The 24,479-nt window shown below is 67.1% G+C and carries 25 protein-coding genes; 15 read left to right on the top strand and 10 right to left on the bottom strand.

From position 1 onward, the window contains the following. The first annotated feature begins 157 nt into the window (after nt 1-157). Entirely contained in the window at nt 158-616 is a 459-nt protein-coding gene (locus tag DSHI_RS08730) for an outer membrane protein assembly factor BamE (protein ID WP_012178388.1), read from the top strand. Here the strand turns inward: DSHI_RS08730 and DSHI_RS08725 are convergent. Next, complete coding sequence (locus DSHI_RS08725; RefSeq protein WP_012178387.1) at nt 613-1,458, bottom strand: sulfotransferase family protein; 846 nt, start codon at nt 1,456-1,458, stop codon at nt 613-615. The two genes, DSHI_RS08730 and DSHI_RS08725, sit on opposite strands and share 4 nt — an antisense overlap. Before the next feature lie 185 nt (nt 1,459-1,643). Further along, nucleotides 1,644-3,488 (bottom strand): ABC-F family ATP-binding cassette domain-containing protein, encoded by a 1,845-nt coding sequence (locus tag DSHI_RS08720; protein ID WP_012178386.1) that lies wholly within the window; start codon nt 3,486-3,488, stop codon nt 1,644-1,646. A gap of 367 nt (nt 3,489-3,855) precedes the next feature. Here DSHI_RS08720 and purL point away from each other — a divergent pair, with 367 nt between their 5' ends. The 5 genes from purL (at nt 3,856) to DSHI_RS08695 (ending at nt 8,683) form a co-directional block, all read left to right on the top strand. Further along, a complete protein-coding gene (gene purL / locus DSHI_RS08715; protein ID WP_044028570.1) occupies nt 3,856-6,015 on the top strand; it encodes a phosphoribosylformylglycinamidine synthase subunit PurL in 2,160 nt (719 codons plus the stop codon). Nucleotides 6,016-6,113: 98 nt separating this feature from the next. Continuing rightward, nucleotides 6,114-6,347 carry a BolA/IbaG family iron-sulfur metabolism protein gene (locus tag DSHI_RS08710; protein ID WP_012178384.1) on the top strand — a complete coding sequence of 78 codons (234 nt, stop codon included), beginning with the start codon at nt 6,114-6,116 and terminating at the stop codon, nt 6,345-6,347. After that, on the top strand, nt 6,347-6,613 hold the full coding sequence (locus DSHI_RS08705; protein WP_012178383.1) for a hypothetical protein: 267 nt from the start codon (nt 6,347-6,349) through the stop codon (nt 6,611-6,613). Before DSHI_RS08710 ends, DSHI_RS08705 begins: the two co-directional genes overlap by 1 nt. Beyond that, nucleotides 6,606-6,968, top strand: coding sequence for a Grx4 family monothiol glutaredoxin (gene grxD / locus DSHI_RS08700; RefSeq protein WP_012178382.1), 363 nt, complete (start codon nt 6,606-6,608; stop codon nt 6,966-6,968). The genes DSHI_RS08705 and grxD overlap by 8 nt, the downstream gene beginning before the upstream one ends. Nucleotides 6,969-7,198: 230 nt before the next feature. Next, a complete protein-coding gene (locus DSHI_RS08695; protein WP_012178381.1) occupies nt 7,199-8,683 on the top strand; it encodes a mechanosensitive ion channel family protein in 1,485 nt (494 codons plus the stop codon). A 380-nt stretch (nt 8,684-9,063) separates the two neighbouring features. On the opposite strand, the gene DSHI_RS22760 is transcribed toward DSHI_RS08695, so the two are convergent. Then, nucleotides 9,064-9,843, bottom strand: a complete 780-nt coding sequence (locus tag DSHI_RS22760; RefSeq protein WP_012178380.1) for a nuclease-related domain-containing protein — start codon at nt 9,841-9,843, stop codon at nt 9,064-9,066. A 6-nt stretch (nt 9,844-9,849) separates the two neighbouring features. After that, nucleotides 9,850-10,590, bottom strand: a complete 741-nt coding sequence (locus tag DSHI_RS08680) for a GNAT family N-acetyltransferase (RefSeq protein WP_044028566.1) — start codon at nt 10,588-10,590, stop codon at nt 9,850-9,852. 119 nt (nt 10,591-10,709) lie between these two features. Between DSHI_RS08680 and msrB the strand changes: the two genes are divergently transcribed. Continuing rightward, complete coding sequence (gene msrB, locus DSHI_RS08675; RefSeq protein ID WP_044027701.1) at nt 10,710-11,099, top strand: peptide-methionine (R)-S-oxide reductase MsrB; 390 nt, start codon at nt 10,710-10,712, stop codon at nt 11,097-11,099. On the opposite strand, the gene DSHI_RS21690 is transcribed toward msrB, so the two are convergent. Next, complete coding sequence (locus DSHI_RS21690) at nt 11,065-11,403, bottom strand: DUF6525 family protein (RefSeq protein WP_012178377.1); 339 nt, start codon at nt 11,401-11,403, stop codon at nt 11,065-11,067. The two genes, msrB and DSHI_RS21690, sit on opposite strands and share 35 nt — an antisense overlap. 28 nt (nt 11,404-11,431) lie before the next feature. Next, on the bottom strand, nt 11,432-12,502 hold the full coding sequence (locus DSHI_RS08670) for a zinc ABC transporter substrate-binding protein (protein WP_012178376.1): 1,071 nt from the start codon (nt 12,500-12,502) through the stop codon (nt 11,432-11,434). Nucleotides 12,503-12,558: 56 nt separating this feature from the next. Here DSHI_RS08670 and DSHI_RS08665 point away from each other — a divergent pair, with 56 nt between their 5' ends. The 3 genes from DSHI_RS08665 to DSHI_RS08655 are packed head-to-tail and all read left to right on the top strand — an operon-like array spanning nt 12,559 to nt 14,614. Next, complete coding sequence (locus DSHI_RS08665) at nt 12,559-13,077, top strand: transcriptional repressor (protein WP_044027700.1); 519 nt, start codon at nt 12,559-12,561, stop codon at nt 13,075-13,077. After that, complete coding sequence (locus tag DSHI_RS08660; RefSeq protein WP_012178374.1) at nt 13,074-13,817, top strand: ATP-binding cassette domain-containing protein; 744 nt, start codon at nt 13,074-13,076, stop codon at nt 13,815-13,817. Before DSHI_RS08665 ends, DSHI_RS08660 begins: the two co-directional genes overlap by 4 nt. Then, a complete protein-coding gene (locus DSHI_RS08655) occupies nt 13,817-14,614 on the top strand; it encodes a metal ABC transporter permease (RefSeq protein WP_044028565.1) in 798 nt (265 codons plus the stop codon). Before DSHI_RS08660 ends, DSHI_RS08655 begins: the two co-directional genes overlap by 1 nt. 10 nt (nt 14,615-14,624) lie before the next feature. Here the strand turns inward: DSHI_RS08655 and DSHI_RS08650 are convergent, their stop codons facing one another. Further along, nucleotides 14,625-15,380 carry an SDR family NAD(P)-dependent oxidoreductase gene (locus DSHI_RS08650; RefSeq protein ID WP_012178372.1) on the bottom strand — a complete coding sequence of 252 codons (756 nt, stop codon included), beginning with the start codon at nt 15,378-15,380 and terminating at the stop codon, nt 14,625-14,627. A 305-nt stretch (nt 15,381-15,685) separates the two neighbouring features. On the opposite strand from DSHI_RS08650, the gene DSHI_RS08645 reads away from it, so the two are divergent. The 5 genes from DSHI_RS08645 (at nt 15,686) to DSHI_RS08630 (ending at nt 20,891) form a co-directional block, all read left to right on the top strand. Then, nucleotides 15,686-16,282 carry an outer membrane protein gene (locus DSHI_RS08645; protein WP_012178371.1) on the top strand — a complete coding sequence of 199 codons (597 nt, stop codon included), beginning with the start codon at nt 15,686-15,688 and terminating at the stop codon, nt 16,280-16,282. Between the two features lie 232 nt (nt 16,283-16,514). Further along, nucleotides 16,515-17,891 carry a cysteine--tRNA ligase gene (gene cysS, locus DSHI_RS08640; protein WP_012178370.1) on the top strand — a complete coding sequence of 459 codons (1,377 nt, stop codon included), beginning with the start codon at nt 16,515-16,517 and terminating at the stop codon, nt 17,889-17,891. Beyond that, a complete protein-coding gene (locus tag DSHI_RS22270) occupies nt 17,888-18,490 on the top strand; it encodes a DUF6680 family protein (protein ID WP_157865296.1) in 603 nt (200 codons plus the stop codon). The genes cysS and DSHI_RS22270 overlap by 4 nt, the downstream gene beginning before the upstream one ends. Continuing rightward, nucleotides 18,487-20,124: a citramalate synthase gene (gene cimA / locus DSHI_RS08635; protein WP_012178368.1), complete on the top strand. Its 1,638-nt coding sequence runs from the start codon at nt 18,487-18,489 to the stop codon at nt 20,122-20,124. The genes DSHI_RS22270 and cimA overlap by 4 nt, the downstream gene beginning before the upstream one ends. Further along, nucleotides 20,121-20,891 (top strand): squalene/phytoene synthase family protein, encoded by a 771-nt coding sequence (locus DSHI_RS08630; RefSeq protein WP_012178367.1) that lies wholly within the window; start codon nt 20,121-20,123, stop codon nt 20,889-20,891. The genes cimA and DSHI_RS08630 overlap by 4 nt, the downstream gene beginning before the upstream one ends. Nucleotides 20,892-20,960: 69 nt before the next feature. Here DSHI_RS08630 and DSHI_RS08625 read toward each other — a convergent pair whose 3' ends face one another. The 3 genes from DSHI_RS08625 to cobA form a co-directional block, all read right to left on the bottom strand. Continuing rightward, on the bottom strand, nt 20,961-22,187 hold the full coding sequence (locus DSHI_RS08625) for an MFS transporter (RefSeq protein WP_012178366.1): 1,227 nt from the start codon (nt 22,185-22,187) through the stop codon (nt 20,961-20,963). Nucleotides 22,188-22,248: 61 nt separating this feature from the next. Then, the gene (locus DSHI_RS08620; protein WP_012178365.1) at nt 22,249-23,544 is read right to left on the bottom strand and encodes a cobyrinic acid a,c-diamide synthase CobB; all 1,296 of its coding nucleotides are present in this window, start codon (nt 23,542-23,544) and stop codon (nt 22,249-22,251) included. Next, nucleotides 23,541-24,386, bottom strand: a complete 846-nt coding sequence (gene cobA, locus DSHI_RS08615; RefSeq protein WP_012178364.1) for a uroporphyrinogen-III C-methyltransferase — start codon at nt 24,384-24,386, stop codon at nt 23,541-23,543. The genes DSHI_RS08620 and cobA overlap by 4 nt, the downstream gene beginning before the upstream one ends. Nucleotides 24,387-24,479: the final 93 nt, after the last annotated feature.

Raw genomic sequence — 24,479 nt, 5'->3', positions numbered from 1 at the left:
GCGCGGTTCGGCTGCCCCTTGCCGGTCCGGGGACGCGGCGTGGGGGCAGACAAGGCGCAGCGCTTGATCCGGCCCGGAGAGTTCGGTATCGCACTGGTGCTGCTCAGGATGTCTGTACAAGGTTTGCAGACGGTTTGCACATGGGGACGTGCCTGCGATGATCAACACTGCCGCTTTGCTGTTTCGCGGTCTCGTGGTCGGTGTTGCGCTGCTGGCGCTGGGGGGCTGTGCGGCGACCTATCGCAATTCCGGATACGTGCCGAGCGAGGCGGATCTGGCCGAGATCACCGTGGGGATCGATGACCGCAGTTCGGTCGAGGACCAGGTCGGGCGGCCAGTCTCACAAGGGGTGATCGCCGATCGCGCGTGGTATTTCGTGGGCACACGGTGGGAATATTTCGCCTATCGCGCGCCGCAGCCGATCGACCGGCAGGTGGTGGCGATTTCCTTCGACGAGGGCGGCACCGTGCAGAATATCGAGCGGTTCTCCCTGGCCGATGGCGAGGTGATCTCGCTCAACCGCCGGGTCACCGACAGCAACATCGAGGGCGTGTCCCTGATTCGCCAGCTGCTGGGCAATATCGGCAACTTCGACGCCGGAAACTTCCTGAACTAGGCGGCCGCCGAGAGCGCGTCCATGAAGCCCGCGCCGAACCGGTCGCGCAGAAAGGCGCGCTGCGGGGCGAAGGCGGTTTCGAAATGGGCGATCACCGCCTCGGGCACATCGAGTGCGTCGGTGGTGTGGAACTTGCGGTCGAGCCCCCAGGGGTCGGCCCGGTCGAGCCCGGCAAACGCCTCGATCCGGCGCATGACCGCCTGGGGCTCCGCCGCGATCTGGCCGAAGGGCAGATAGAGCAGGCGCAGATCGTCGAACCGCGCATCCCAGCGTGGCACATAGGTGGCATAGTCGCCGCGATGGGCGATCACCGGGTCCGTGGCGTGGCGCATCCAGGCCTTTTCCGTCTTGGGTGTGATCTTGCGGCGGGTCAGGTTCATGCGCAGCTGCGACGCCGCCCGGTCGACGGGATCGCGGATGATGTAGATGAAGCGCGCCTCGCGCAGGAATTTCGCGACGAAATCGACCCCGTCCTCCGGAAGCGTGCAGTATTCCGGGGTCACGTCGAGGCAGATCTGGCGCGCGGGCGCGCGGGAGAAGACATGCTTGTACCAGGTGCCGTTGAAGGCGGGCTGCTGCACCAGCCGGTCGAGATAGGCGAGATACTCCGCATCCGGTTTCGCCTTGTTTTTCAGGTGCCTGCGCGCGGCTTTCTCGACCCCCTGGACGAGGTTCGTGCGGGCCCATTTGCGGTTTTCGGGGCAGAACTTGTGATCGAAGAAATGCAGCTCCTTGAAGGGCGGCACCCAGATGTCCTCGCGCGCCTGACACACCCGGTAGAGCCAGCTTGTGGCGGCTTTCTGCGCGCCGATGCAGACGAGGTCAGGCTTGCGGCCGATCATGGGGGCTCCGGATACTGCGTGGCGCGAGCCTAGCAAGCTGCCGGGCGGCGGCAAGGGGGGCAGGGGTTAACGGCGCGTTGTCCGAGGGGGTGTTTCGCGCCGACAAATTTTTTCGCGGAACTGTGGAGGATCAAGGGCTTCCAGAGATTTGTTTCGCATGCGAAACATTCAAGTTCCTGAATAGGTTAACGGGTGGTCTCGGCCTCGGCGCGTGATTCCAGGTCGAGCCATTCTTCTTCGGCCGCGGCCAGGGTGGTCTGGCGGTCGACCAGCGCCTCGGTGGCCTTTTTGAACTTCGCAGGCTCGCGCGTGTAAAGGTCCGGTGTGGCAAGGAACTCTTCGAGCTTGGCGATCTCGGCGGTCAGGCGGTCGATCTCGCCGGGCAGGGCGTCGAGCCTGTGGCGTTGGGTGAAGGACAGGCCGGAAGCATTTGATTTTCGGATTGAATCAGAATTTGAGGTTGGGCTCTTGGGGCCGGGTTTTCCAGCGGATTTGGGCGGAGGTGCCGATGTGCCACCCCCCGCTGCGCGCTGGCTGCGGTAGTCGGACCAGCCGCCCGCATAAGCCGTGGCGCGCCCATCGCCTTCCATCGCGATGGTGGTGGTGGCGACCCGGTCGAGAAAATCCCGGTCGTGGCTCACCAGAAGCACCGTGCCGGGGTAGTCCGACAGGATTTCCTGCAGCAGGTCGAGGGTTTCGATGTCGAGATCGTTGGTCGGCTCGTCCAGCACCAGCAGGTTGCTTTCCCGCGCCATGATCCGCGCCAGCAAGAGCCGCGCACGCTCGCCGCCCGACAGCGCCCGGACGGGGGAGCGGGCCTGGTCATCGGTGAACAGGAAATCCTTGAGATAGCCCACCACGTGGCGCGGCGTGCCGCGGACCATGACCTGGTCGGCCTGGCCCGACACGCGCATTTCCGGGTCGCCGGTCAGGTTCTCCCAGAGCGAGGCGTCGGGGTCGAGCCCCTCACGGCGCTGGTCGAAGACGGCGATCTCGAGATTGGTGCCCAGGGTGACGGTGCCGTCGTCCGGCGCGATTTCCCCCGTGAGCATCTTCAGCAGCGTGGTCTTGCCCGCGCCGTTGGGTCCGACAAAGGCGATCCGGTCGCCGCGCAGCACGCGCAGATCGAAGGGGCGTAGGATGGTGCGGTCGCCGAAGGACTTGGTGATGCCGCGCGCCTCGATCACGCGCTTGCCGGAGGATCTGCCCGCCTCCAGCGCCATGTCGGCGGTCCCCTGGCGGCGGATCATGTCGGCGCGCTGCTGGCGCAGCTCGCCGAGCGCACGGACCCGGCCCTGGTTGCGCTTGCGCCGGGCGGAGATGCCCTCGACCGCCCAACGGGCCTCGGCCTTGATCTTGCGGTCGAGCTTGTGGCGGGCGAGGTCCTCTTCCTCCCAGGTCTTGTCGCGCCAGGCCTCGAAATCGCTAAAGCCACGCTCCTGCCGGCGCACCATGCCGCGGTCGATCCAAAGGGTGGCGCGGGTCAGCGCGCTCAGGAACGCCCGGTCATGGGAGATCAGCACGAAGGCCGCCCGGGTGCTGGTGAGGTGGTCTTCGAGCCAGGAAATGGCCTCGATGTCGAGATGGTTGGTCGGCTCGTCGAGCAGCATCAGGTGCGGGGCCTCGGCCAGCAGGCGCGCGAGGGCGGCGCGGCGGCGTTCGCCCCCGGAGGCGGCGTCGGTGGCGATATCGAGGTCGAGCTTCAGCCCCTCGGCGGCCATGTCGATGCGCCAGCTTTCGGACGGATCCAGCGCGGCGCGGGCGAAATCGCCCAGGGTGGGGAAGCCCGACAGGTCCGGGTCCTGCTCCATATAGCCGATGGAGGTACCGGGGGCGGCGATGACCTGGCCTGTGTCGGGCTCCACCAGGCCGGCCATGACCTTCATCAGGGTGGATTTGCCCGAGCCGTTGCGGCCCACGAGCGCCACGCGGTCGCCGGGCTGGATCACCAGGTCGAGCCCGGCGAACACCGGGTCACCGCCATAGCCGAGGCGGATATCGGAAAGCTGAAGGAGAGGGGGGCGTGCCATGGGCAAGCAGGTATGGGGACAACGGCGCGGGGTCAATGGCGACGGAGGGGGAGACGCGTGCTGCAGGCTTCATCTTTGCAAAAATACTCACGGCGCCAGATCGCCGCTGGCGCCCTATTCGAGGCGGGGTGCGGCAAGCGGTTTCGAAACCGCTTGGACCCGGCGCGACCCGGGCGCGCGGTGGGGATGTTGCGGCAAGCCGAACGCTGCGCTTTGTGCCCCTTGGGTGGCCATCCGGGCGCATTCCAAGCGGTTTCGAAACCGCTTGGACGCCGGGTGTCGCCGTTTCGCATCTTTTCCCCGTCCGGGGCTTGGCGTAGATACGCGCCAACAGACGCCAGAGGACCCCGCATCCATGCCCGCATCCATCACCGAGCCTGCCATCACGCCCGACCTGATCGCCGCCCACGGGCTGAAGCCCGAAGAATACGCGCGTATCCTGGAGATCATCGGGCGCGAGCCGAGCTTCACCGAGCTGGGCATTTTCTCGGCCATGTGGAACGAGCATTGTTCCTACAAATCCTCCAAGATCCATCTGCGCAAGCTGCCGACCGAGGGGCCTCAGGTCATTTGTGGACCGGGCGAGAACGCGGGTGTGGTCGATATCGGCGACGGCCAGGCGGTGGTCTTCAAGATGGAGAGCCACAATCACCCTTCCTATATCGAGCCCTATCAGGGGGCGGCCACGGGCGTGGGCGGCATCCTGCGCGATGTGTTCACCATGGGCGCGCGGCCCATCGCGGCGATGAACGCCCTGAGTTTCGGCGAGGTGTCGCACCCCAAGACCCGGTCGCTGGTCGCGGGCGTGGTCGAGGGGATCGGCGGGTATGGCAACTGTTTCGGCGTGCCCACGGTGGGCGGCGAGGTGCGGTTTCATCCGGCCTATAACGGCAACTGCCTGGTCAACGCCTTTGCCGCGGGGCTCGCGGACGCGGACAAGATCTTCTACTCGGCGGCCTCCGGCGTGGGGATGCCGGTGGTCTATCTTGGCGCCAAGACGGGACGCGACGGGGTCGGTGGGGCCACCATGGCCAGTGCGGAGTTCGACGACACCATCGAGGAGAAGCGCCCCACGGTGCAGGTGGGCGACCCGTTCACGGAAAAGCGGCTGATGGAGGCTTGCCTGGAGCTGATGGCCACGGGGGCGGTGATCTCGATCCAGGACATGGGGGCGGCGGGGCTGACCTGTTCGGCGGTGGAGATGGGCGACAAGGGCGGGCTCGGCATACGGCTGGACCTTGAGAAGGTGCCGGTGCGCGAGACCGCCATGACCGCCTACGAGATGATGCTGTCGGAGAGCCAGGAGCGCATGCTCATGGTGCTGAACCCGGCGTTGGAGGCCGAGGCCAAGGCGGTGTTCGACAAGTGGGACCTGGATTTCGCCATCGTGGGCGAGACGATTGCCGAGGACCGGTTCCTGATCGTGCATCACGGCGAGACCAAGGCGGACCTGCCCCTGTCGAAACTTGCATCGAGCGCGCCGGAATACGACCGGCCCTGGGTGCCGACGCCCGAGGCCGCGCCGCTCGACCCGGTGCCCGCGGTGGACCCGATCGACGGGCTCAAGGCGCTGCTGGCCAGCCCCAACTATGCGCGCAAGCACTGGGTCTGGGAGCAGTACGACACACAGGTCATGGCCGACACGCTGCGCACGCCCGGTCTTGGCGCGGGGATCGTGCGGGTGCACGGGACCGACAAGGCGTTGGCCTTCACCAGCGATGTGACCCCGCGCTACGTGCGGGCGAACCCGGTGCAGGGCGGGCGGCAGGCGGTGGCGGAGGCCTATCGCAACTTGATCGCGGTGGGGGCGCGTCCGCTTGCGACCACCGACAACCTGAATTTCGGCAACCCCGAAAAACCCGAGATCATGGGCCAGTTCGTCGGCGCGTTGCAGGGGATCGGGGAGGCCTGCGCGGCGCTCGACATGCCGATCGTGTCGGGCAATGTCAGCCTGTATAACGAAACCGACGGTCAGGGCATCCTGCCGACGCCCACCATCGGGGCGGTGGGGCTCATCGACCATGTGGACGAGGCCATCATGGGCCAGCCCCGGGCGGGGGATATTTTGCTGCTGATCGGGGCGGGCGAGGGGCATCTGGGCCAATCGGCGCTGCTGGCCGAGGTGTTCAACCGCGAGGAGGGCGATGCGCCGCCTGTGGACCTGGACGCCGAGCGCGCGGCGGGCGAGCTGATTCTCGAGGTGCGGGAGTGGATCGGGGCCTGTACGGACCTGTCGGATGGCGGGCTGGCGCTCGCGGCGTTCGAGATGGCGGAGGCGGCCGGGCTCGGCGTCAGCCTGGACGAGGCGGACATGGCGCAGCTGTTCGGGGAGGACCAGGGGCGTTACATCGTGGCCTGCGGGTTCGATGCGGCCGAGGCGATCATGGTCGCGGCGGGGCGGGCGGGCGTGCCCGTGGCCAGCGTCGGCCGGTTCGGCGGCGAGCAGGTGAGCCTCGGCGCCAGCAGCGCGCCGCTTGCGGAGTTGAGCACGCTCTATCGTGGTGCCTTTGCCGCGCAACTGGGCTGAGGCCCTGCGCCGGGGCACCCATGTCGCGCCCTTGAGCGGCTTGCAGCACCGGGGCGGGAGGCTTACTATACCCATACGGAATAATCAGGAATTCGCCCATGCCGATGCAGGCCGATGAAATCGAAGCGCTTCTGCGCGAGAGTTTCCCCAACGCCCAGATCGTCGTCGAAGGGGATGACGGGGTGCACATGTCCGCGATGGTCGTCGACGAGAGCTTTCGCGGCAAGAACCGGGTGCAGCAGCAGCGCGCGGTCTATGCGGCGCTCAAGGGCAAGATGGACGGGCCCGCGGGCGAGTTGCACGCGCTGGCGCTGACCACGAAGGCGCCCTGATGGCCTGGACCACGCCCATCGTGCTGCTCTCGGGGGCGCTGCTTGCGGTGCTTCTGGCGCGTGCGGTCTGGGTGGTATGGTACGAAAAGCGGTTCCCGCAGGAGCGGGGCACCGCCCCCGGCGAGGGCTATACCGAGATCGAGGCGAATTACCACTCCGGCGGGCCGGGCGGCGGCCACTCTTCCATAATCCGGGTCCCGAAGGACCCGCAGGAATATGCACGATCCTTCGTGCCTCATCATGCCAAAGGAAAAGACCATGAGTGACGCAAACGAGCGTATCAAGGAGACCGTGACCAAGAACGATGTTGTTCTGTTCATGAAGGGCACCAAGACAATGCCGCAATGCGGATTCTCGAGCCGGGTGGCCGGGGTTCTGAATTTCATGGGGGTCGAATACACGGATGTGAACGTGCTGGCGGACGAGGAAATCCGGCAGGGGATCAAGGACTATTCCGACTGGCCGACCATCCCGCAGCTTTACGTCAAGGGCGAGTTCGTCGGCGGCTGCGATATCATCACCGAGATGACCCTGTCGGGCGAACTGGACCAGATGTTCGAGACCAACGCGGTGTCCTACAACAAGGAAGCCGCCGACAAGATCCGCGAAGCCAACGCCTGAGCCGGCTTTGCCGAGACTTTGAAAGCGCCTCCGGCCCGGGGGCGCTTTTTTCTTTGCCGGTCTCGGCGCGCTTTTCGTCGGGGGCGGGGAGGGCGGTTGGGCGCCGCATGGCGGTTTTTGCCGGGAGGAGGCAGGATTGGAGCGTTCTGCAGGTGTTGCGGGGCGTGTTGGGTTGTCTCCCCACCGGTGTGCGTGTAGCTGGGCCGCGGAAAAGTGAGGGGGTAGGTGCCATGGCCGCGCGCGTCAGGATTATGAGTTTTCGGAAACGCTTTGGCTGCATGATGCTTGCGCTGGCCGTTCTGGTCGTGGTGTCGGTCGGCGGGGCGTTCGCCCAGTCCGCCGACCCCGCCCCGGCCGAGGTGTCGGCACAAGAGGATGCCGAGGCCGCGCCGCCCGAGGACAACGCGCCGGCCTATCCTGCGGGTCTCGACGATCCGACACTCGAAATCGAGGAGCTGCGCCTGCGGCTGCTGCCGCTGACGGTCGATCAGCTTACGGAGCTTGCCGCTGCGTGGCAGGGGATCGTGGCCGGACAAACCCAGGCGGTGGTCGATGAATCGCTTGCGCTGGAGCGTCTGCCGACGCAGGAGCAGGAGGCCGCCCGGGCCCGCGTTGTCGCGTTGACGGAGACACGCAATGCCGGGTTCGATCGCTTCTCGGAAGTCGTGAGCAATCTGGCGCGCAAGGGCGGGGACCCGGCGACGGTGGAAACCTACCGGGCCTATCGATCCTCCATCGTCGTTCAGGAAAAGCAGGAGGCGGATTGGCGGACGCTGGCCGAAGGCGCGTTGAGCTGGGCGGTTGCGCGCGATGGCGGCGTGCAATTGGCGATCCGCATCGCGGTGATCGGCGGCGCGATATTCGCGCTGCTGCTCGTGGCCCGGATCGTGCGGGGGTATGCCCGGCGGATGTTCGGGAAGTTACCGAACTTGTCCAAGCTGTTGCAGGCGTTCCTGGCGACGATTGTCTATTGGCTGACCATTGCGGTGGGGTTGATGGTGGTCCTGTCTTCGCTGGGTGTGGACATCACGCCGCTCTTCGCGCTGTTCGGCGGTGGTGCCTTCATCCTGGCCTTTGCCATGCAGGAGACCCTGAGCAACCTGGCGGCGGGCGTGATGATCATGATCAACCGTCCCTTCGATGAGGGGGATTATGTCGATGTCGCGGGTCTTGGCGGGACGGTGAAGAACGTCTCTATCGTCTCGACCCAGATCGTGACGCCGGACAACCAGATCATCGTGATCCCGAACTCCAAGGTCTGGGGCGATGTCATCACCAACGTCACGGCGTCCGATACTCGCCGGGTCGATATGGTGTTCGGCATCGGCTATGGCGATTCGATCCAGGAGGCCCAGGCCGTTCTGGAGGAGGTGGTTTCGGGCCATCCCCTGGTGTTGAAGGATCCCGCCCCGGTGATCCGCGTGAACGAACTGGCCGACAGTGCCGTGAACTTCATCGTGCGGCCCTGGACCAAAACCACCGATTACTGGGCGGTTTATTGGGACCTGCAGCGCGCGGTGAAAGAGGCGTTCGATGCCAAGGACATCTCGATCCCGTTCCCGCAGACCGACATGCATCTCTACATGGCGCCGAAATCGTTGCCGGCGGCGGTCGATGGGCTGCCCTTGGCGCGGCAGACCTCCACCGGGCGCGGTCCGGGGCGCGACGACCCGGGTCCGGACGACGCCGCAGAGCCCGCGCCGGCCGCAGGCTGAGCGCGCCTGTCCGCGGTGCGAGGGCGGTGTGTCTGCCTGATGCGGCCTGCAGCCCCTCCATCACCGTGAAAAACCCGACCGTGATCCAGATCGCCTTCGGCTCACCCCGCAGGGCGGTGGCGGCGACCGCGGCACCGCCGATGGCGACCATGGCCACGGAGGCAGATGCGCTCCAACACATCGTCTCGTCCCTTCCCCGGGTCAGTGTGTCGTGAAACGCCGGGGCTTGGCAAGATCGGGGGCAGGTCGGTGGGACCGGGCGAGTAACGTCGCCGCCAAACTGTACAGTGACAGAGGGTTTTTGTCCGGGCGCGGGAACGCCAGAAAGAGCGACGCGGTTCCGCAACTCAACCTCGTGCGCGCATGGCTCTTGGAAGGTGTCACCGGATCGGGCGCGTCCCGCGGCATTTGGGATAGCTCCGGCACCCCCAGAAGGCGGTTCCGGTTTTGCGCGCGGTGCGCTGGACCATGTCCGCGCCGCAGCGCGGGCAGGCGCAGGGTGTATCGGCTGCGCCCGTCTCGGGGGGCCGGGTCCCTCGTGGCCCGGTCTTGAGGGTTGCGTGGCGCGCCCTGTTCGCGGCGATATGCGCGTCTCTTGCCTCGTCCCCCCTGTCGAGACGCCGGAGTGTGTCATGGTGTCGATCGACTTCGGCTTCGGACAGGACCGGGGTCTGGAAGCGCCGGATCTGTTTGCCGAGCGCCCTCAGCCCCCAGCAGACCGTGTCCGGCATGGGCGTCTTTGGCTGCGCCTCTCCGGTGAAGACGACGAGGTTGTGCACGCGGTCCGATGAGATGCCCAACGCGCCCTGAACGGCGAGGACATGGGCATGGTTCTGGCGCAGCGGGTTCTGGAAGCTCCGTCTGCTGCGTTTGTGAACCTGGGTCCATCTGGCTTGCTCGGCGCTTCCGAAGATCCAGCCGGACATGTTCTTGGTTTCGATGACGAATATCCCGAAGCGTGACAGGACGACATGGTCTATCTGGGTGGTGGCGTCGCCCAGGGGCAGAATCAGATTCGACAGGGTCTTGTAGCCCGATGCCGCGAGCCCATGGGCAAGCGCGCCCGCCACCTTGCGTTCGCCGCGCGCGCCTTTCCGCTCGGGTGTGTCTATCGCGGACTTTCCTGCGTAGAAGAGGGATTTCAGAAGAAAGCCCAGCATGGGCGCCTAAGCGGCCGCGGTAGCGCGCAAGAGGCGTGCGCGGGCGGGGGGGATGGCGCCGATCTCCAGCCCGGTGAAGACATGAAGGGTGTTCATCTCGCGGTCGACCACGGCGTGATCGCTGACCCAGCCGCCCATGAGCAGGTAGGTCCGCAATAGCGGCGGCATGGCCCGCATCGCTCGCTTGAAGTCCGGCTTCACCCGGGCCAGGCCCTGGGCGAAGGGAAACACCCGGGGCGATTTCACCCGCGGCAGCCAGCGCGAGGGGGCCAGGTGGCGTTCGGTGAGCAGGGCGAAGGCGTCGCGGTAAAGCTCGCCATCGGTGCCCTGGAAGGACGAGCAGCCGAAGAGCATGCCGACCCCATGGGCGTCCACATAGGCGGTCATCGCGCCCCAGGCCACGCGCAGGATGTCCGGGTCGTGGCGGTCGGGATGCAGGCAAAAGCGGCCCAGCTCCACCATCGGTTTGTCGAACTCGCGGAGCGCGGAGAGCTCGTAGAACTGCGCGGAATAGCTGCGCGCGATCTCGGCTCCGGTGGCCAGCGGCAGCAGGCGGAAACAACCCACCAGCGCCCCGTCGCCGGTGTCGGTGACCATCACATGCAGGCAGGCCGCGTCGAAGGCATCGGCGTCCGGCGGCGCGTCGGGGCCGTGGAAGGCAAGCCCGCGCAGGCGCTGGCAGGCGGCGATGTCGGCCGGGCTCTCGGCCAGGCGCGCGGCGTAGCGGCCCTTGGTCAATCGCGGCATCGTCACCTCCGGGGTCTTGGCGCTTGGGCTGCACAGTATATCTATGGGCGTGACCTTCAATGATGTTCGTGCCCCGCCGAGACGCGGGGTCGGGTCCCGGACAGGCACAGGAGACCGAAATGGAAAAAGTCGTCAAATCCGAAGAAGAGTGGAAGGCGCAGCTGAGCGATCTGGCCTACAAGGTGACGCGCAAGCATGGCACGGAGCGGGCGGGCACCCACGAGGATTTCCCCAAGGACCCCGGCACCTATCGCTGCGTGTGCTGCGATGCGCCGCTGTTCGACCAGGCCCACAAGTTCGAGAGCGGCACGGGATGGCCGTCGTTCTTTCAGCCGCTGGACGAGGAGATGGTGGGCGAGAGCGTGGACAAGAGCTGGTTCATGACCCGCACGGAGGTGCATTGCAATCGCTGCGACGCCCATCTCGGCCATGTCTTTCCGGACGGGCCGCAGCCCACGGGATTGCGGTATTGCATCAATGGTGTGGCGCTGAATTTCGAGCCGGAATAGGGGGCGCTGCCCCCGTCGCATGCCCGACTCCCCCGGAGTATTTTTGCACAGATGAAGCCGGGGCGGTTGAGGCCTGGGCCAGGCGGACGGCTTGCAGGCGGTCCAGTTCGGCCAAGGCCGTGTCCGGATCGCCGGTGCGGGCCAGCGCCTTGGCATAGGCACGGCGGACCGAGCGGGGCCGCCAGGGCAGGGCGGCCCCCGCCAGCCAGGCGCGCAGATGCGCAGGCAGGCGGTCATAGTCGCCCATGGGATCCCCGCGCCGCCGGCGGCAGCGCAGGTGGGTCTGGCCGAGATTGCGGGTCATGGGTGTGCAGTCCCTGCGGTGGGTCGGATCAGAGGCAGCCCGCGAGCGTCGTGGCCATGTTGCGGATCAGCTGCGGATAGAGGTCGGGGCCGGGCGTGAGGTCGATCCCGATCGGGTCGATCACGCCGGTTCTGGCCTCGGTGCCGTCGAGCACGGTGTCCACCAGCCCGGCGTTGAATTGCGGCTCGGCCAGCACGCAGGTAATCCCCTCGTCCCGGACCCGGTCGCGGATCTCGGCGATGCGGGCGGGGCTGGGATCGGTAGCGTCGCTGAGCGAGATCGCTCCGGAGGCGGGGAAGTCGAAGGCGGTTTCGAAATACTGGTAGGCGTCGTGGAAGACGATGAAGCTGCCGCCGCGGGCGGGGGCGAGGATCTCTGCCACCTCTGCCGAGAGGGCGTCGAGTTCGGTGCGGCCCTCGGTGGCGTTGGTGAAGTAGGTCGCGGCGTTGTCCGGGTCGGCGGTGGAGAGTTGTGTGGCGATCAGGGTCAGCCAGGCCGCGGCGTTCTGCGGCGAGAGCCAGGCATGGGGGTCGTGTTCGCCGTGGTCGTGGCCGGCGTGGGTTTCGTGGTCGTGATCGTCATGGGCGTGATCGTGGCTGGCGGCCTTTTCCGAAGAGTCGTGCGTGTGATCATGGTCGTGGTCGTGCGCGTTATCATGTTCCGCGTGGTCATGGTCATGGTCATGGTCATGGCTCGCGTGGTCATGCTCCTCGTCGCCATGATCATGATCGTGGGCTTCGAACAGGGCGCCCTCGCGGAAGGGCAGCAGGGTGGTCTCTTCGGCGTCCAGCAGGGTCGTGACACGGGCGTTGGTGGCGAGGGTCGCGACGGCGTCTTCCATCCAGGGGGCGAGGTCCGCGCCCATCCAGAACACGAGGTCGGCGTCCTGCAACGCGGCGGCCTCGGACGGGCGCAGGCTGTATTCATGGGGCGAGGCGCCGGGGGGCAGGATCAGGGTGGGGGTGCCGACGCCGTCCATGACGCGGGCCACGAGGGCGTGGACCGGCGCGATGTCGGTGGCCACGGTCGGCACATCCGCCAGGGCGGTGCCACCAAGCAGGGTGGTTGCAACGCAGAGAGTGGTCAGGTTTCTGGACATCGGTGCCCCCTTGTGATCTTATAACGTTACCAGCGGAATATATGATATATAATAACATGACAAGCGAGGACATGGGCATGTCGGCGGAAAATGCGGCCCCGATCGGGTTCGAGAAGCACGACCACGGTGCCTGTGTCAGCCAGGCGCTTGCGGCGGCCGAGGCGCGTTGTGCCGCCGAAGGGCTGCGTCTGACGCCGGTGCGGCGCAAGGTGCTGGAGCTTCTGTTGCGCGAGCATCGGGCACTTGGGGCCTATGCGATCCTCGATCTTCTGCGGGAGGCGGGGTTCGGTTCCCAGCCGCCGGTGGCGTACCGGGCGCTCGATTTCCTGTCCGAGCACGGGTTCGTGCACAAGATCGAGCGGCTCAATGCCTTCGTGGCCTGCGCCCATCCGACCGAGCGGCATTCGCCCGCCTTCATGATCTGCAGGCTGTGCGACGCGGTGGCGGAGGCGCAATCGCCGCCCTCGCGCGGGGCGCTGGGGGCGGCGGCGAAGGCGGCAGGGTTCCAGATCGAGAAGACCGTGGTGGAGGCGGAGGGCCTGTGCCCGGCCTGCATCGAAAAGGCTGACGCATGAGCCTGATTTCCGTGCGCGGATTGAGCGTGGCCTATGGGGCGCGCACGGTCCTGAGCCATGTGGACCTGACCCTGGAGCCTGGCGAGATCGTCACCATCGTCGGGCCCAACGGGTCGGGCAAGACCAGCCTGCTGCGCGCGATCATCGGTGCCGCGAAACCGATGCGCGGGGAGATCTGGCTCAAACCCGGGCTGCGGCTGGGCTATGTGCCGCAGAAGCTGCATATCGATCCGACCCTGCCGATCACGGTGGAGCGGTTCATGCGCCTGCCCGAGAAGGTGCCGAAAGCCGCCTGCCAGGCGGCGCTGGAGGCCGCGGGCGTGCCGGATCTGCTGCGCCGGCAGATGTCGCAGCTATCGGGCGGGCAGTTCCAGCGGGTGCTTCTGGCGCGGGCGCTGATCAACCGGCCCGAGGTGCTGTTGCTGGACGAGGCGACGCAGGGGCTGGACCAGCCCGGCTCGGCCGCGTTCTATCGCCAGATCGAGACGGTGCGGCGCGAAACCGGCTGTGCCGTGCTGATGATCAGCCACGAGTTGCACGTGGTGATGAGTGCGTCGGACCGGGTGATCTGCCTCAACGGGCATGTGTGCTGCGAAGGCGCGCCCGCGGTGGTCGCCTCGGCCCCGGAGTACCGGGCATTGTTCGGGACCGGGACGGGTGGCGCGCTGGCGCTCTACCGGCACGACCATGACCACGATCACGACCATGACCACCCGCACAGTCACGAGGCGGCGGAATGATGCTGGACGATTTCATGACCCGCGCGACGCTGGCCGGGGTCGGTGTAGCCTTTGCCGCGGCCCCGCTGGGCTGTTTCGTGGTGTGGCGGCGGATGGCCTATTTCGGGGATGCCACCGCCCATGCGGCGATCCTGGGCGTGGCGCTGTCGCTGGCGCTGCAGATGTCGATTTTCGCAGGCGCGGTTCTGGTGGCGCTGCTCATGGCGCTGACGGTGACGTACCTGGCCGGGCGGGGCTATGCGATGGACACGCTGCTGGGGGTGATGGCCCATTCGGCGCTGGCCTTCGGGCTGGTGGCGGTGTCGTTCCTGTCGGGGGTGCGGATCGACCTGATGGCGTATCTGTTCGGTGATATCCTGTCGGTGTCGCGCATGGACCTGGTGGTGATCTGGGGTGGCGCGGCCCTGGTTGTGGGACTGATCCTGTGGCGATGGGCGGCGCTGCTGACGGCGACCCTGAACGAGGAGCTGGCCTATGCCAGCGGGCTCGATCCGCGGCGCGAACAGCTGGTGCTGACGGTGGCGCTGGCGATCACGGTGGCGGTGGCGATCAAGGTGGTGGGCGTGTTGCTGATTGCGGCGATGTTGATCATTCCGGCGGCGGCGGCCCGGGGGCTGGCGCGCACGCCGGAGGCCATGGCGGCCATCGCGGCGGGCATCGGGGCGCTGTCGGCGGTGGCCGGGTTGCGCGCGGCCTATGTGTTCGACACGCCCGCCGGGCCGTCGATCGTCTGCGTGGCCGCGCTGCTTTTTGCCGGGCTGAATCTCGCGGGCTGGCGCAGCGCGCGGGGTGCCTGAGCGCGCGGGCTCAGGGCATGCGCAGCGCACCGTCGAGCCGGATGGTCGTGCCGTTTAGGTAGCCGCATTCCAGGATGAAGGCCACGAGACGGGCGTATTCCACCGGATCGCCGAGGCGTTTGGGGAAGGTCACGTCAGCCGCGAGCGCCTCCATGATCTCTTCGCCGAGGCCGATCAGCATCGGTGTGCGGAAGATGCCCGGGGCGATGGACATCACGCGGATGCCCTCGCGCGCCAGATCGCGGGCCATGGGCAGGGACAGGCCCGTCACCCCGGCCTTGGAGGCGGCATAGGCGGCCTGGCCTTTCTGGCCGTCGAAGGCGGCGATGGAGGCCGTGGTGACGATCACCCCGCGCGCGCCGTCCGCATCGGGTGCGTTGCGGGCCATTTCGGCCGCCGCGAGCCGGGCGATGTTGAAGGTGCCAACCAGGTTGATGTCGATGGTGCGCTGGAAGGCGTCGAGCCCGTGAGGGCCTTCGCGGCCGAGGGTCTTGGCACTGGTCGCAACCCCTGCGCAGGTCACGCAGGCGGTGATCCGGCCCAGGGCTGTGGCGGCGGCGGTGACGCTGGCCTCGGCGCTGACATCGTCGGTGACGTCGGTTTCGAAAAAGAGCGCGCCGCTTTCGGCGGCGAGCTGGTGGCCGCGGGTCGCATCCCGGTCGAGCACCGCGACCGCCGCGCCCTTGGCGCGCAGGTGGCGGACGGTGGCCTCGCCGAGGCCCGAGGCGCCGCCGGTAACGAGGATGGCGTGATCTGAAACCTGCATGGGGGCTCCTGCTTTCTGAACACTTGTTCATTTTCTTGCCCGCCCGGGACGGCTGTGTCCAGAGGGGATCGCGAGGGCGCGGGTGTCGCGCTGTGCGGCGTGGCTCAAGACACTGTGATCGGGCTGGTGGGACTCCGCGGGAAGTTGCCGTTCGTTGGCCGGAAAAACGCCCCTTTCCAGCGGGTTTTGGCCGATTCTGCGGACCCATGCGGATGTGAACGCGCGGGGGCTTTAACGGCAGCTACGCAATCCCACATACGCAGCGGTGAGGGCCGCAAGGGCCCACTCAGACCAAGGAGTTCACCATGAAGAGCAGTAAGTTTTCCCCCGTTGTCGCACTGGCCCTTCCGCTGGCGCTTTTCGGGGCACCGTCCCTCGCGGGCAGCCTGGAGGACCCGGTGGTGGAGCCGGTCCCCATGGCGCCGGCCCCCGTGGTTGTTTCCGGCCGGGACTGGACCGGCGGCTATGTGGGTGCGCAGATCGGGTATGGTGACGTCGGCACGAATGCGTCCGGCGTCGATGGCGACGGTCTGATCGGTGGCCTGATCGCGGGCTACGATTATGACTTCGGGTCCTACGTTCTGGGCGCCGGGATCGATTACGACATCGCGGATATCGACCTTGGGCCCGCGAGCCTGGAGGATGTGCTGCGGCTGAAGCTGCGGGCCGGCTTCGAGGCAGGACCGTCCCTGATCTATGCGACGGGCGGCTATGCGCGGGCGGGCACCGACAACTTGGGCAGCGATGATGGTTGGTTCGCGGGGGCCGGGGTGGAATACCCGCTGAGCCAGAACCTGAGCCTTGCGGGCGAAGTGCTCTATCACGAGTTCGACGATTTCGACGGCTCCGGGGTGGATGTGGATGCCACCACGGTGCAGGCGCGCCTGGCTTACCGGTTCTGAACCGCAGGCCTTGTGACGATTTGGGGCGGGTCCGGTCGGGCCCGCCCCTTTTTTGCGTCTTGGCAACCGGGCGCGGGACCGGCTATGACCGGAGCCATGACCCGGGATATCTGCATCTGCGCGATTTGCCCCGCCTGAGTTTCTCGGCGGGCCGTTGTCATCTGTTTCCACTGTGCGAATGAGTTGATAAGGCCCGGGGGGACCCTTTGGGGCTGCGCGCGAAGGACCTGTGATGACTGCGACCGAGCTCAAGCTGACCAACACGAAGACCCGCCGGAAAGAGGTCTTCACCCCGATCGACCCCGACAACGTGCGGATGTATGTCTGCGGGCCGACGGTTTATGACCGGGCGCATCTGGGCAATGCGCGCCCGGCGGTGGTGTTCGACATGCTGTTCCGGGTGCTGCGCGAGGTCTATGGGCCCGAGCATGTGACCTATGTGCGCAACATCACGGATGTGGACGACAAGATCAACGCGCGCGCCGCCGAGACCGGGCGCTCGATCCGGGAGATCACCGACGAGACCACGGGCTGGTACTTGGAGGATATGGCGGCGCTGGGGACGTTGCCGCCGACCCATGTGCCGCGGGCAACCGAGTATATCCCGCAGATGGTGGCGATGATCGAGACGCTGATCGCGCGCGGCCATGCCTATGTGGCCGAGGGCCATGTGTTGTTCGATGTGCGCAGCTACGGCGCCTATGGCGCGCTGTCGGGGCGGTCGGTGGACGACATGATCGCGGGCGCGCGGGTGGAGGTGGCGCCCTACAAGCGCGACCCGATGGATTTCGTGCTGTGGAAACCGTCGGAGGCGGGGCTGCCGGGCTGGGACAGCCCCTGGGGCCGCGGGCGGCCGGGCTGGCATATCGAGTGCTCGGCCATGAGCCATGAGCTTTTGGGGGAGAGTTTCGACATTCATGGCGGCGGGAATGATCTGCAATTCCCGCACCACGAGAACGAGATTGCGCAGAGCTGCTGCGCCCATCCCGAGGGGGGCTTTGCGAAGGTCTGGATGCATAACGAGATGCTGCAGGTAGAGGGCAAGAAGATGTCCAAGTCCTTGGGCAATTTTTTCACCGTGCGGGACCTCTTGGACCAAGGGGTGCCCGGGGAGGTGATCCGGTTCGTGTTTCTCGGCACGCATTATTCCAAGCCGATGGATTGGACGGAGCGGAAGCGGGACGAGGCGATGGCGGTATTGCGGAAATGGCGGGCGGCGGTTGCGGGCACCCGTCCCGCGCCTGCCGCGGCCCCGTCCGTTATGGCGGCGCTGGTGGATGATCTGAACACGCCGGGCGCGATTGCGGAGTTGCACCAGCTTTATCGGGACGGGAACCTGCCCGGGCTGCTGGCGTCGGCGCAGCTGATGGGGCTCTTGAGCGACGAGATGGGGGGCTGGGACAGTTCGCCTCAGGTCGACCTCTCGGAGTTGGCAGCCCGGCTCGCAGAGGTCCGTGAGGCGGCGATTGGCACTAAGGATTTCACACAGGTGGACCGAATGAAAGCGGCGCTGATCGCAGCCGGGGTCGAGGTGCGGATGAGCAAGGCAGGGGTCGAATTGGTGCCTGGCCCGGAGTTCGATGCGGCGAAGTTGGAGGCTGTGGAATGAGTCTGGAGTTCTGGATCACTACCTTCGCAATTGTTGTCGGACCTCTCGGAGCGGTACTTATTGCACACCATTTGCAAGAGCGCAGAGAACGAACAAACAGAAGATTACATGTCTTTCGCTTGCTCATGGCTACACGGAAAGCGCCAATCAGTATCGAGCGCGTACAAGCTCTTAACTTGGTTGAAATTGAGTTCTACGGAGAACAGGAAGTTTCAAAGAAGTTCTCGGCCCTGTTGGAAACTTACAATGACGTTGGTCGCTGGAAATCAGAGGACCCGGATGTTCGGCGAAGGGTCTTTCAAGATGTCGAAGACCAAGTTGCAGATCTTTTGAATGAATTGGGCAGAGTCCTCGGCTATAGACTGGAGCAAATTAAGTTATTGCGAGGAGGCTACTACCCAGAGGCGTTCAGCGTCCGCGATGTACAGGAGGCAGAAATCCGTGAGTTCATACAGCAATTGAAGCGTGGGGAAAAAGCGGTTCCGATTGATGTTCTGGATGTTAGACACCCACGAAAAATCCTCGAGCAGGCGCGTGAAACCAATGAAGTGCTATCAGCAGCCGCATTGGATGAGGTGAAGCAAGAGGGTGCGAGATGAACGAACGCCTCTACCTCTACGACACCACCTTGCGCGACGGGCAGCAGACCCAGGGCGTGCAGTTCTCGACCCCCGAGAAGCAGCAGATCGCGGCGGCGCTGGATGCGTTGGGGATCGACTTTATCGAGGGCGGCTGGCCCGGGGCGAACCCGACGGATAGCGAGTTTTTTGCTTCTGCGCCGACCTTTGATCATGCGCGGTTTGCGGCCTTCGGCATGACCAAGCGCGCCGGGTTCTCGGCGGAGAATGACGATGTGCTGGCTGCGGTGCTGAATGCGGGCACGCAGGCCGTGTGCCTTGTGGGCAAGTCGCATGAGTACCACGTGACCCGTGCGCTTGGGATTTCGCTGGCCGAGAACACCGAGAACATCGCGCGCTCGGTTGCGCATCTGGTGGCGCAGGGGCGCGAGGCTATTTTTGATGCGGAGCATTTCTTCGACGGCTATCTCGCGAACCCGGGCTATGCGGTGGAGACGTTGCAGGCCGCGCTGGAGGCCGGGGCGCGTTGGGTCGTGCTCTGCGACACAAATGGCGGGCGGCTCCCGGCGGAGGTGGGCCGGATTACGGCGGAGGTGATCGCGGCGGGCGTGCCTGGGGACCGGTTGGGTATTCACACCCATAACGACACCGGCAATGCGGTGGCCAATGCACTTGCCGCGATCGACGCGGGCGCGCGGCAGGTGCAGGGCACGCTGAACGGGCTGGGCGAGCGGTGCGGCAATGCCAATCTGGTCACGCTGATCCCGACGCTGTTGTTGAAGGAGCCTTATGCCAGCCGGTTCGAGACCGGGGTGAGTGCCGCGGCGCTGCGGGACCTGGTGCGGGTGTCGCGGACGCTTGACGATATTCTCAACCGGGTGCCGACCAAGAGCGCGCCCTATGTGGGCGCGTCGGCGTTTGCGCACAAGGCGGGCCTGCATGCCTCGGCGATCCTGAAGGACCCCAGCACTTACGAGCATATCCCGCCGGAGGCGGTGGGCAATGCGCGGGTCATTCCGATGTCGAACCAGGCCGGGCAGTCGAACCTGCGCAAGCGTCTGGCCGATGCGGGGATCGCCGTACAGAAGGGGGATATGCGGCTCGGGGCGCTTCTGGACGAGGTAAAGCGGCGGGAGGATATGGGATATTCCTTCGACAGTGCGCAGGCGTCGTTTGAACTGCTCGCGCGGCGGCATCTGGAGGGGCTGCCGGAGTTCTTCGAGGTCAAGCGCTACAGGGTGACGGTGGAGCGGCGCAAGAACAAGTACGACCGGATGGTCAGCCTCTCGGAGGCGGTGGTGGTCCTGAAGATCGGGGATGAGAAGATGCTGTCGGTGTCGGAGTCCATGGACGAGACCGGCTGCGACCGGGGGCCGGTGAACGCGCTGGCCAAGGCGCTCGGCAAGGATCTGGGGCCCTATACGCCCTATATCGCAGACCTGCGGCTGGTGGATTTCAAGGTGCGGATCACCAATGGCGGCACCGAGGCGGTGACCCGTGTTCTGATCGACAGCGAGGACGGGCAGGGGCGGCGCTGGTCCACCGTTGGTGTGTCGGCCAACATCGTGGATGCAAGCTTCGAGGCGTTGGTCGAGGCGATCCAGTGGAAGCTGATCCGCGACGGTGCGCCCCGCATCGCGCTGGCCGCCGAATGAGCCTGGAGGCCTGCGCGGGGCTGGTCGAACGCGGCGATCCGGACCGGTTTCTCGCGACCATGGCCGCCCCGGTGCCGGCGCGCCGGGTGCTGTTTCCGCTCTATGCGTTCAACATCGAGGTGAGCCGCGCGCCCTGGTTGACCGAAGAGCCGATGATCGCGGAGATGCGGCTGCAATGGTGGCGCGACGTTCTGGAGGAGATCCGGAGCGGCGCGAGGGTAAGGTCCCACGAGGTGGCGACACCGCTGGCGGAGGTGCTGGACGCCGAAGCGGTGGCGGTGCTGGACCGGCTGGTGGCGGCGCGGCGGTGGGAGGTTTACCGCGATCCGTTCGAGGATCAGGCGGCGTTCGACGCCTATCTGGAGGAAACCGGCGCCGGTCTGGTCTGGGCCGCGGGGCGGGCGCTTGGTGCCGAGGCGGCGGCTGAGCCTGTGCTGCGCGAGCAGGGTTGGGCGGCGGCGCTGGCGCGGTATCTGCAGGCGGTGCCGGACCTGGAGGCGCGGGGGCGCATCCCGCTGGTCGACGGGCGGGCGGAGGCGGTGGCGGAGTTGGCGCGGCGCGGCCTGGCGCGGCTGGCGGAGGCCCGCGGTGCGCGGGGTATGGTCCCGGTTGCGGCGAGAGCGGCGCTGTTTGCGGGCTGGCAGGCGGAGACGATCTTGCGGCAGGCGACCGAGGCGCCGGGTCTGGTGGCAGCGGGCGGTCTGGGCTTGTCGGAGTTCGCCAAGCGCGCGCGGCTTGCGTGGGTCAGCGCCACGGGGCGGTGGTAGCGCGCAAAACTTTTATCAAAAAGTTTTGCCAAGGATTTTGCTTAAAATCCTTGGCTGCCGCGGGGGCGCTCAGAGCGCGGGCTTGGGTTTCAGCACAAGCCAGATCAGGGTGGCCCCAGCCAGCGCCAGCAGCGGCACCATGGCCAGGTTCACCGCGTTCCAGCCCGCGACCACGTCGCCGCCGGAGCAGTTCATCAGTCCCCCCGATGCGAGCGAGGCGAGGGTCACGCAGCCAAAGACCAGCGCGTCGTTCAGCCCCTGGATCCGGCCGCGTTCGGCCGTGCTGTGGGCGGAGGCCAGCATGGTTGTGGCCCCTATGAAGCCGAAGTTCCAGCCGAGCCCGAGAAGCGCCAGCGCCACGAAGAAATTCCCCAAGGCCACACCCGAGAGCGCCACAACCCCCGCCAGCCCGAGGATCAGCAGGCCGAGGGCCACGATCCGCTCCACGCCGAAGCGGTTGATCAGGTGGCCGGTGAAGAAACTCGGCGCGAACATGGCGATCACGTGCAGGCTGACGACATCCGCCGCGTTGCCCGTGGTGAAGCCGCAACCGACCACTGCCAGCGGGGTCGAGGTCATCACCAGGTTCATCAGCGCATAGGCGACCATCCCGCAGACCACCGCGGTCAGGATGACCGGGTCGCGCAGCATCTCGCGGCGGCTGCGACCGCCCTCGACCCCCTTGGGCACGGGCGCGGGCTTGGGCAGGTCGAGAAAGAAGAAGAGGCCAACGCCGATCAGGTTGACCGCCAGTGCGACCAGGTAGGTGCCGAGAAACGGCACCACGAAGAGGTCGGTGGTCACCTTCACCAGTTGCGGCCCGATCAGGGCCGAGATCAGTCCGCCGGCCATTACGTAGGAGATTGCCTTGGGCCGGAAAGTCTCGCTCGCGCTGTCGGCGGCGGCGAAACGGTAAAAGCCCTGGGCGCTCATGTAGCTGCCGGTCAGGAAGGAGCCGAGCAGGAAGACATAGAAGCTCCCCGTGGCGAGTCCGATTGCGCCGATGATGCTGCCGAGCGCGCCGCCCATGGCGCCGATCACGAAGCCGGTGCGACGCCCGTGCCGCTGCATCACGCCCGAGAGCCACGGGGCGGTGGCCATGGATCCCGCCACGATCAGCGAGATCGGCAGGGTTGCGAGGCAGGGATGGGGGCTGAGCATCTGACCCGCCAGCCCGCCGATCACGAAGATCATGGTGATCTGGCTGCCGAGGAAGGCTTGGGCTGCGACCAGAACGGCGACATTGCGCCTGGCGCGGCGGTCGTCGGTCTGGGCGGGGTCGGTGATCGTGCTCATGAACGGTTGCTAGCGGCTTCGGGGCGGCGGGGGAAGCGGCTATTCGGTCGCGTCGGCGGGATCATGGGGCGCTGTCTGGGGCGACGATGTGGGCGAAGCTGCCGCAGACGGATCCGCGCCGCAGGCCGGTCTCGCCCAAGGGCACGCCGGTGGCATCCGCGGCAGCGAAGAGCGGCGGCCCCTCGGCGCGCAGGGTGGCGGCGTAATGGAACTCGTGTCCGCGGAACGGACCGGAGAAGGGGCCGCCGAGGGGCCGTAGGGTGCGGTAGCCCAGGTGCAGTTTGCGGTGAGCGAACGAGGTCTCGAGCGTCAGCAGTCCGGCCATGCGGTGGCGTATCCCGTCGGCATCGACGAGGCCATCGCCCAGCACCATGTAGCCGCCGCATTCGCCGTAGATCAGGGTGTCGCGTCCGGCCGCGCGGCGCAGGCTGTCGAGGAAGACGGTTGCGGCGGCGAGCTTGCCCGCGTGCAGCTCCGGGTAGCCGCCGGGCAGGAAGATCGCGTCGGCGTCTTCGGGTGCGGGGTCGTCGGCCAGCGGGGCGAAGGGCAGAACCTCCGCCCCCGCGGCGCGCCAGGCTTGCAGCATATGCGGGTAGGCGAAGCCGAAGGCGGCGTCTCGGGCCACCGCGATCCGCTGGCCCGGCGGCGGCAGGGCGGTCGGCACGGTGGGGCCGTCGGGCAGGGGGCGGGCGCAGGCGGTCAGCGCATCGAGATCCACCGTCGCGCCGATCTGGGCCCCGGCGCGGGCGAGGAAGGCGTCGAGATCCGCGCGCTCGGTCGCCTGCACGAGCCCGAGATGGCGCGATGGCGTTGCGAGATCTGCGCGGCGGGGCACGGCGCCGAGCACGGGAATGCCGAGGGGGGCGAGGGCAGTGCGCAGCATGTCGGTGTGGCGGGGCGAGCCGACGCGGTTCAGGATCACCCCGGCCACGGTTACATCCGGGTCGTGGTGGGCGAACCCGGCCACCAGTGGAGCGATGGACTGGGCCATGCGCGCGGCATCCACGATCAGCACCACCGGCAGGCCGAGATGGCGAGCGAGATCCGCGCTGGCACCGGAGCCGTCCGCCGCCCCGTCGAAGAGCCCCATCGCCCCTTCGACGATCAGCAGGTCGGGCCCGCTGGCCAAGTGGCGCAGCATGTCGGGCGTCATCGCCCAGGGGTCGAGATTGAGACAGTCCTGCCCGGTGGCAGCGGCGTGAAACTGCGGGTCGATATAGTCCGGGCCGGATTTCGCCCCGCGCACGGCCAGCCCGCGCGCGGTCAGCGCCGCAAGAATGCCGAGGGTGACGGTGGTCTTGCCAGCGCCCGACGCAGGGGCGGCAAGGAGCAGCCCGCGCCCGCGCGGGGCGCTCACCCGGCCTCCGCCGGGCGGCCCCGGCCGAGGGGGTCGAGGTCGCGCGGCGCGGCGCCGGTGGCCATTGACTGCCAGTCGAGGACCTGGCGCATCAGGACCGCGCGTCCGACGCAGATGATCGCGGGCGGGGCGAGGCCCGCGCGGGCGATATCCGCAGCGGCGGTGCCGAGGGTCGTCTCAAGCACCTGCTGGGCGTCGGTCGCGGCGGAGGTGACCACGGCCACCGGTTCGTCCAGGGCGCGGCCGCCCGCGATCAGGGCCTCGGCGATGCGGGCGATATGCTTCATGCCCATGTAGATCACGATGACCTGGCTGCCGCGGGCGATGCCCTCCCAGTCGAGAGTGGAGGGGGTCGCACCGCTCTGGTCGTGGCCGGTCACGAAGGTGACGGACTGGTTCACGTCCCGGTGGGTCACCGGTACGCCCGCATAGGCCAGCCCTCCGATCCCGGCGGAGATGCCTGGGATGATGCGGATCGGGATGCCGTGCTGCACGAGGGTCTGGGCCTCTTCGCCGCCGCGGCCGAAGACGAACGGATCGCCACCCTTGAGCCGCAGCACCCGGCGGCCCTCGCGGGCCAGTGCGATCAGACGCAGGGAGATGTCGCGCTGCTTGGCCGAGGGCTTGCCGCCACGCTTGCCGGCATAGACCTTCTCCGCCTGCGGGTTGGCCCAGCCGAGCACCCTGTCGTCTACAAGGGCGTCGTAGACGATCACGTCCGCCTGGCGCAGGGCATTGACCGCGTGCAGCGTCAGCAGGCCCGGATCGCCGGGCCCCGCGCCGCAAAGCCAGACCCAGCCCGGGGACATCTGCGGCAGGGAGGAGAAGAGGGAGTCGCTCATGTGGCTGTTATGGCGCAGGGTTTCCGGCGCGCAAAGGGGCCATGCGCCGCAAGAGAGGTGATTTGCGCCGCCCGCGCCCGGGCGTATAGTCGC

This window comes from Dinoroseobacter shibae DFL 12 = DSM 16493, from assembly GCF_000018145.1.
GTDB classification, from domain to species: domain Bacteria; phylum Pseudomonadota; class Alphaproteobacteria; order Rhodobacterales; family Rhodobacteraceae; genus Dinoroseobacter; species Dinoroseobacter shibae.
This window is presented reverse-complemented; position numbering and strand designations above follow the sequence as displayed.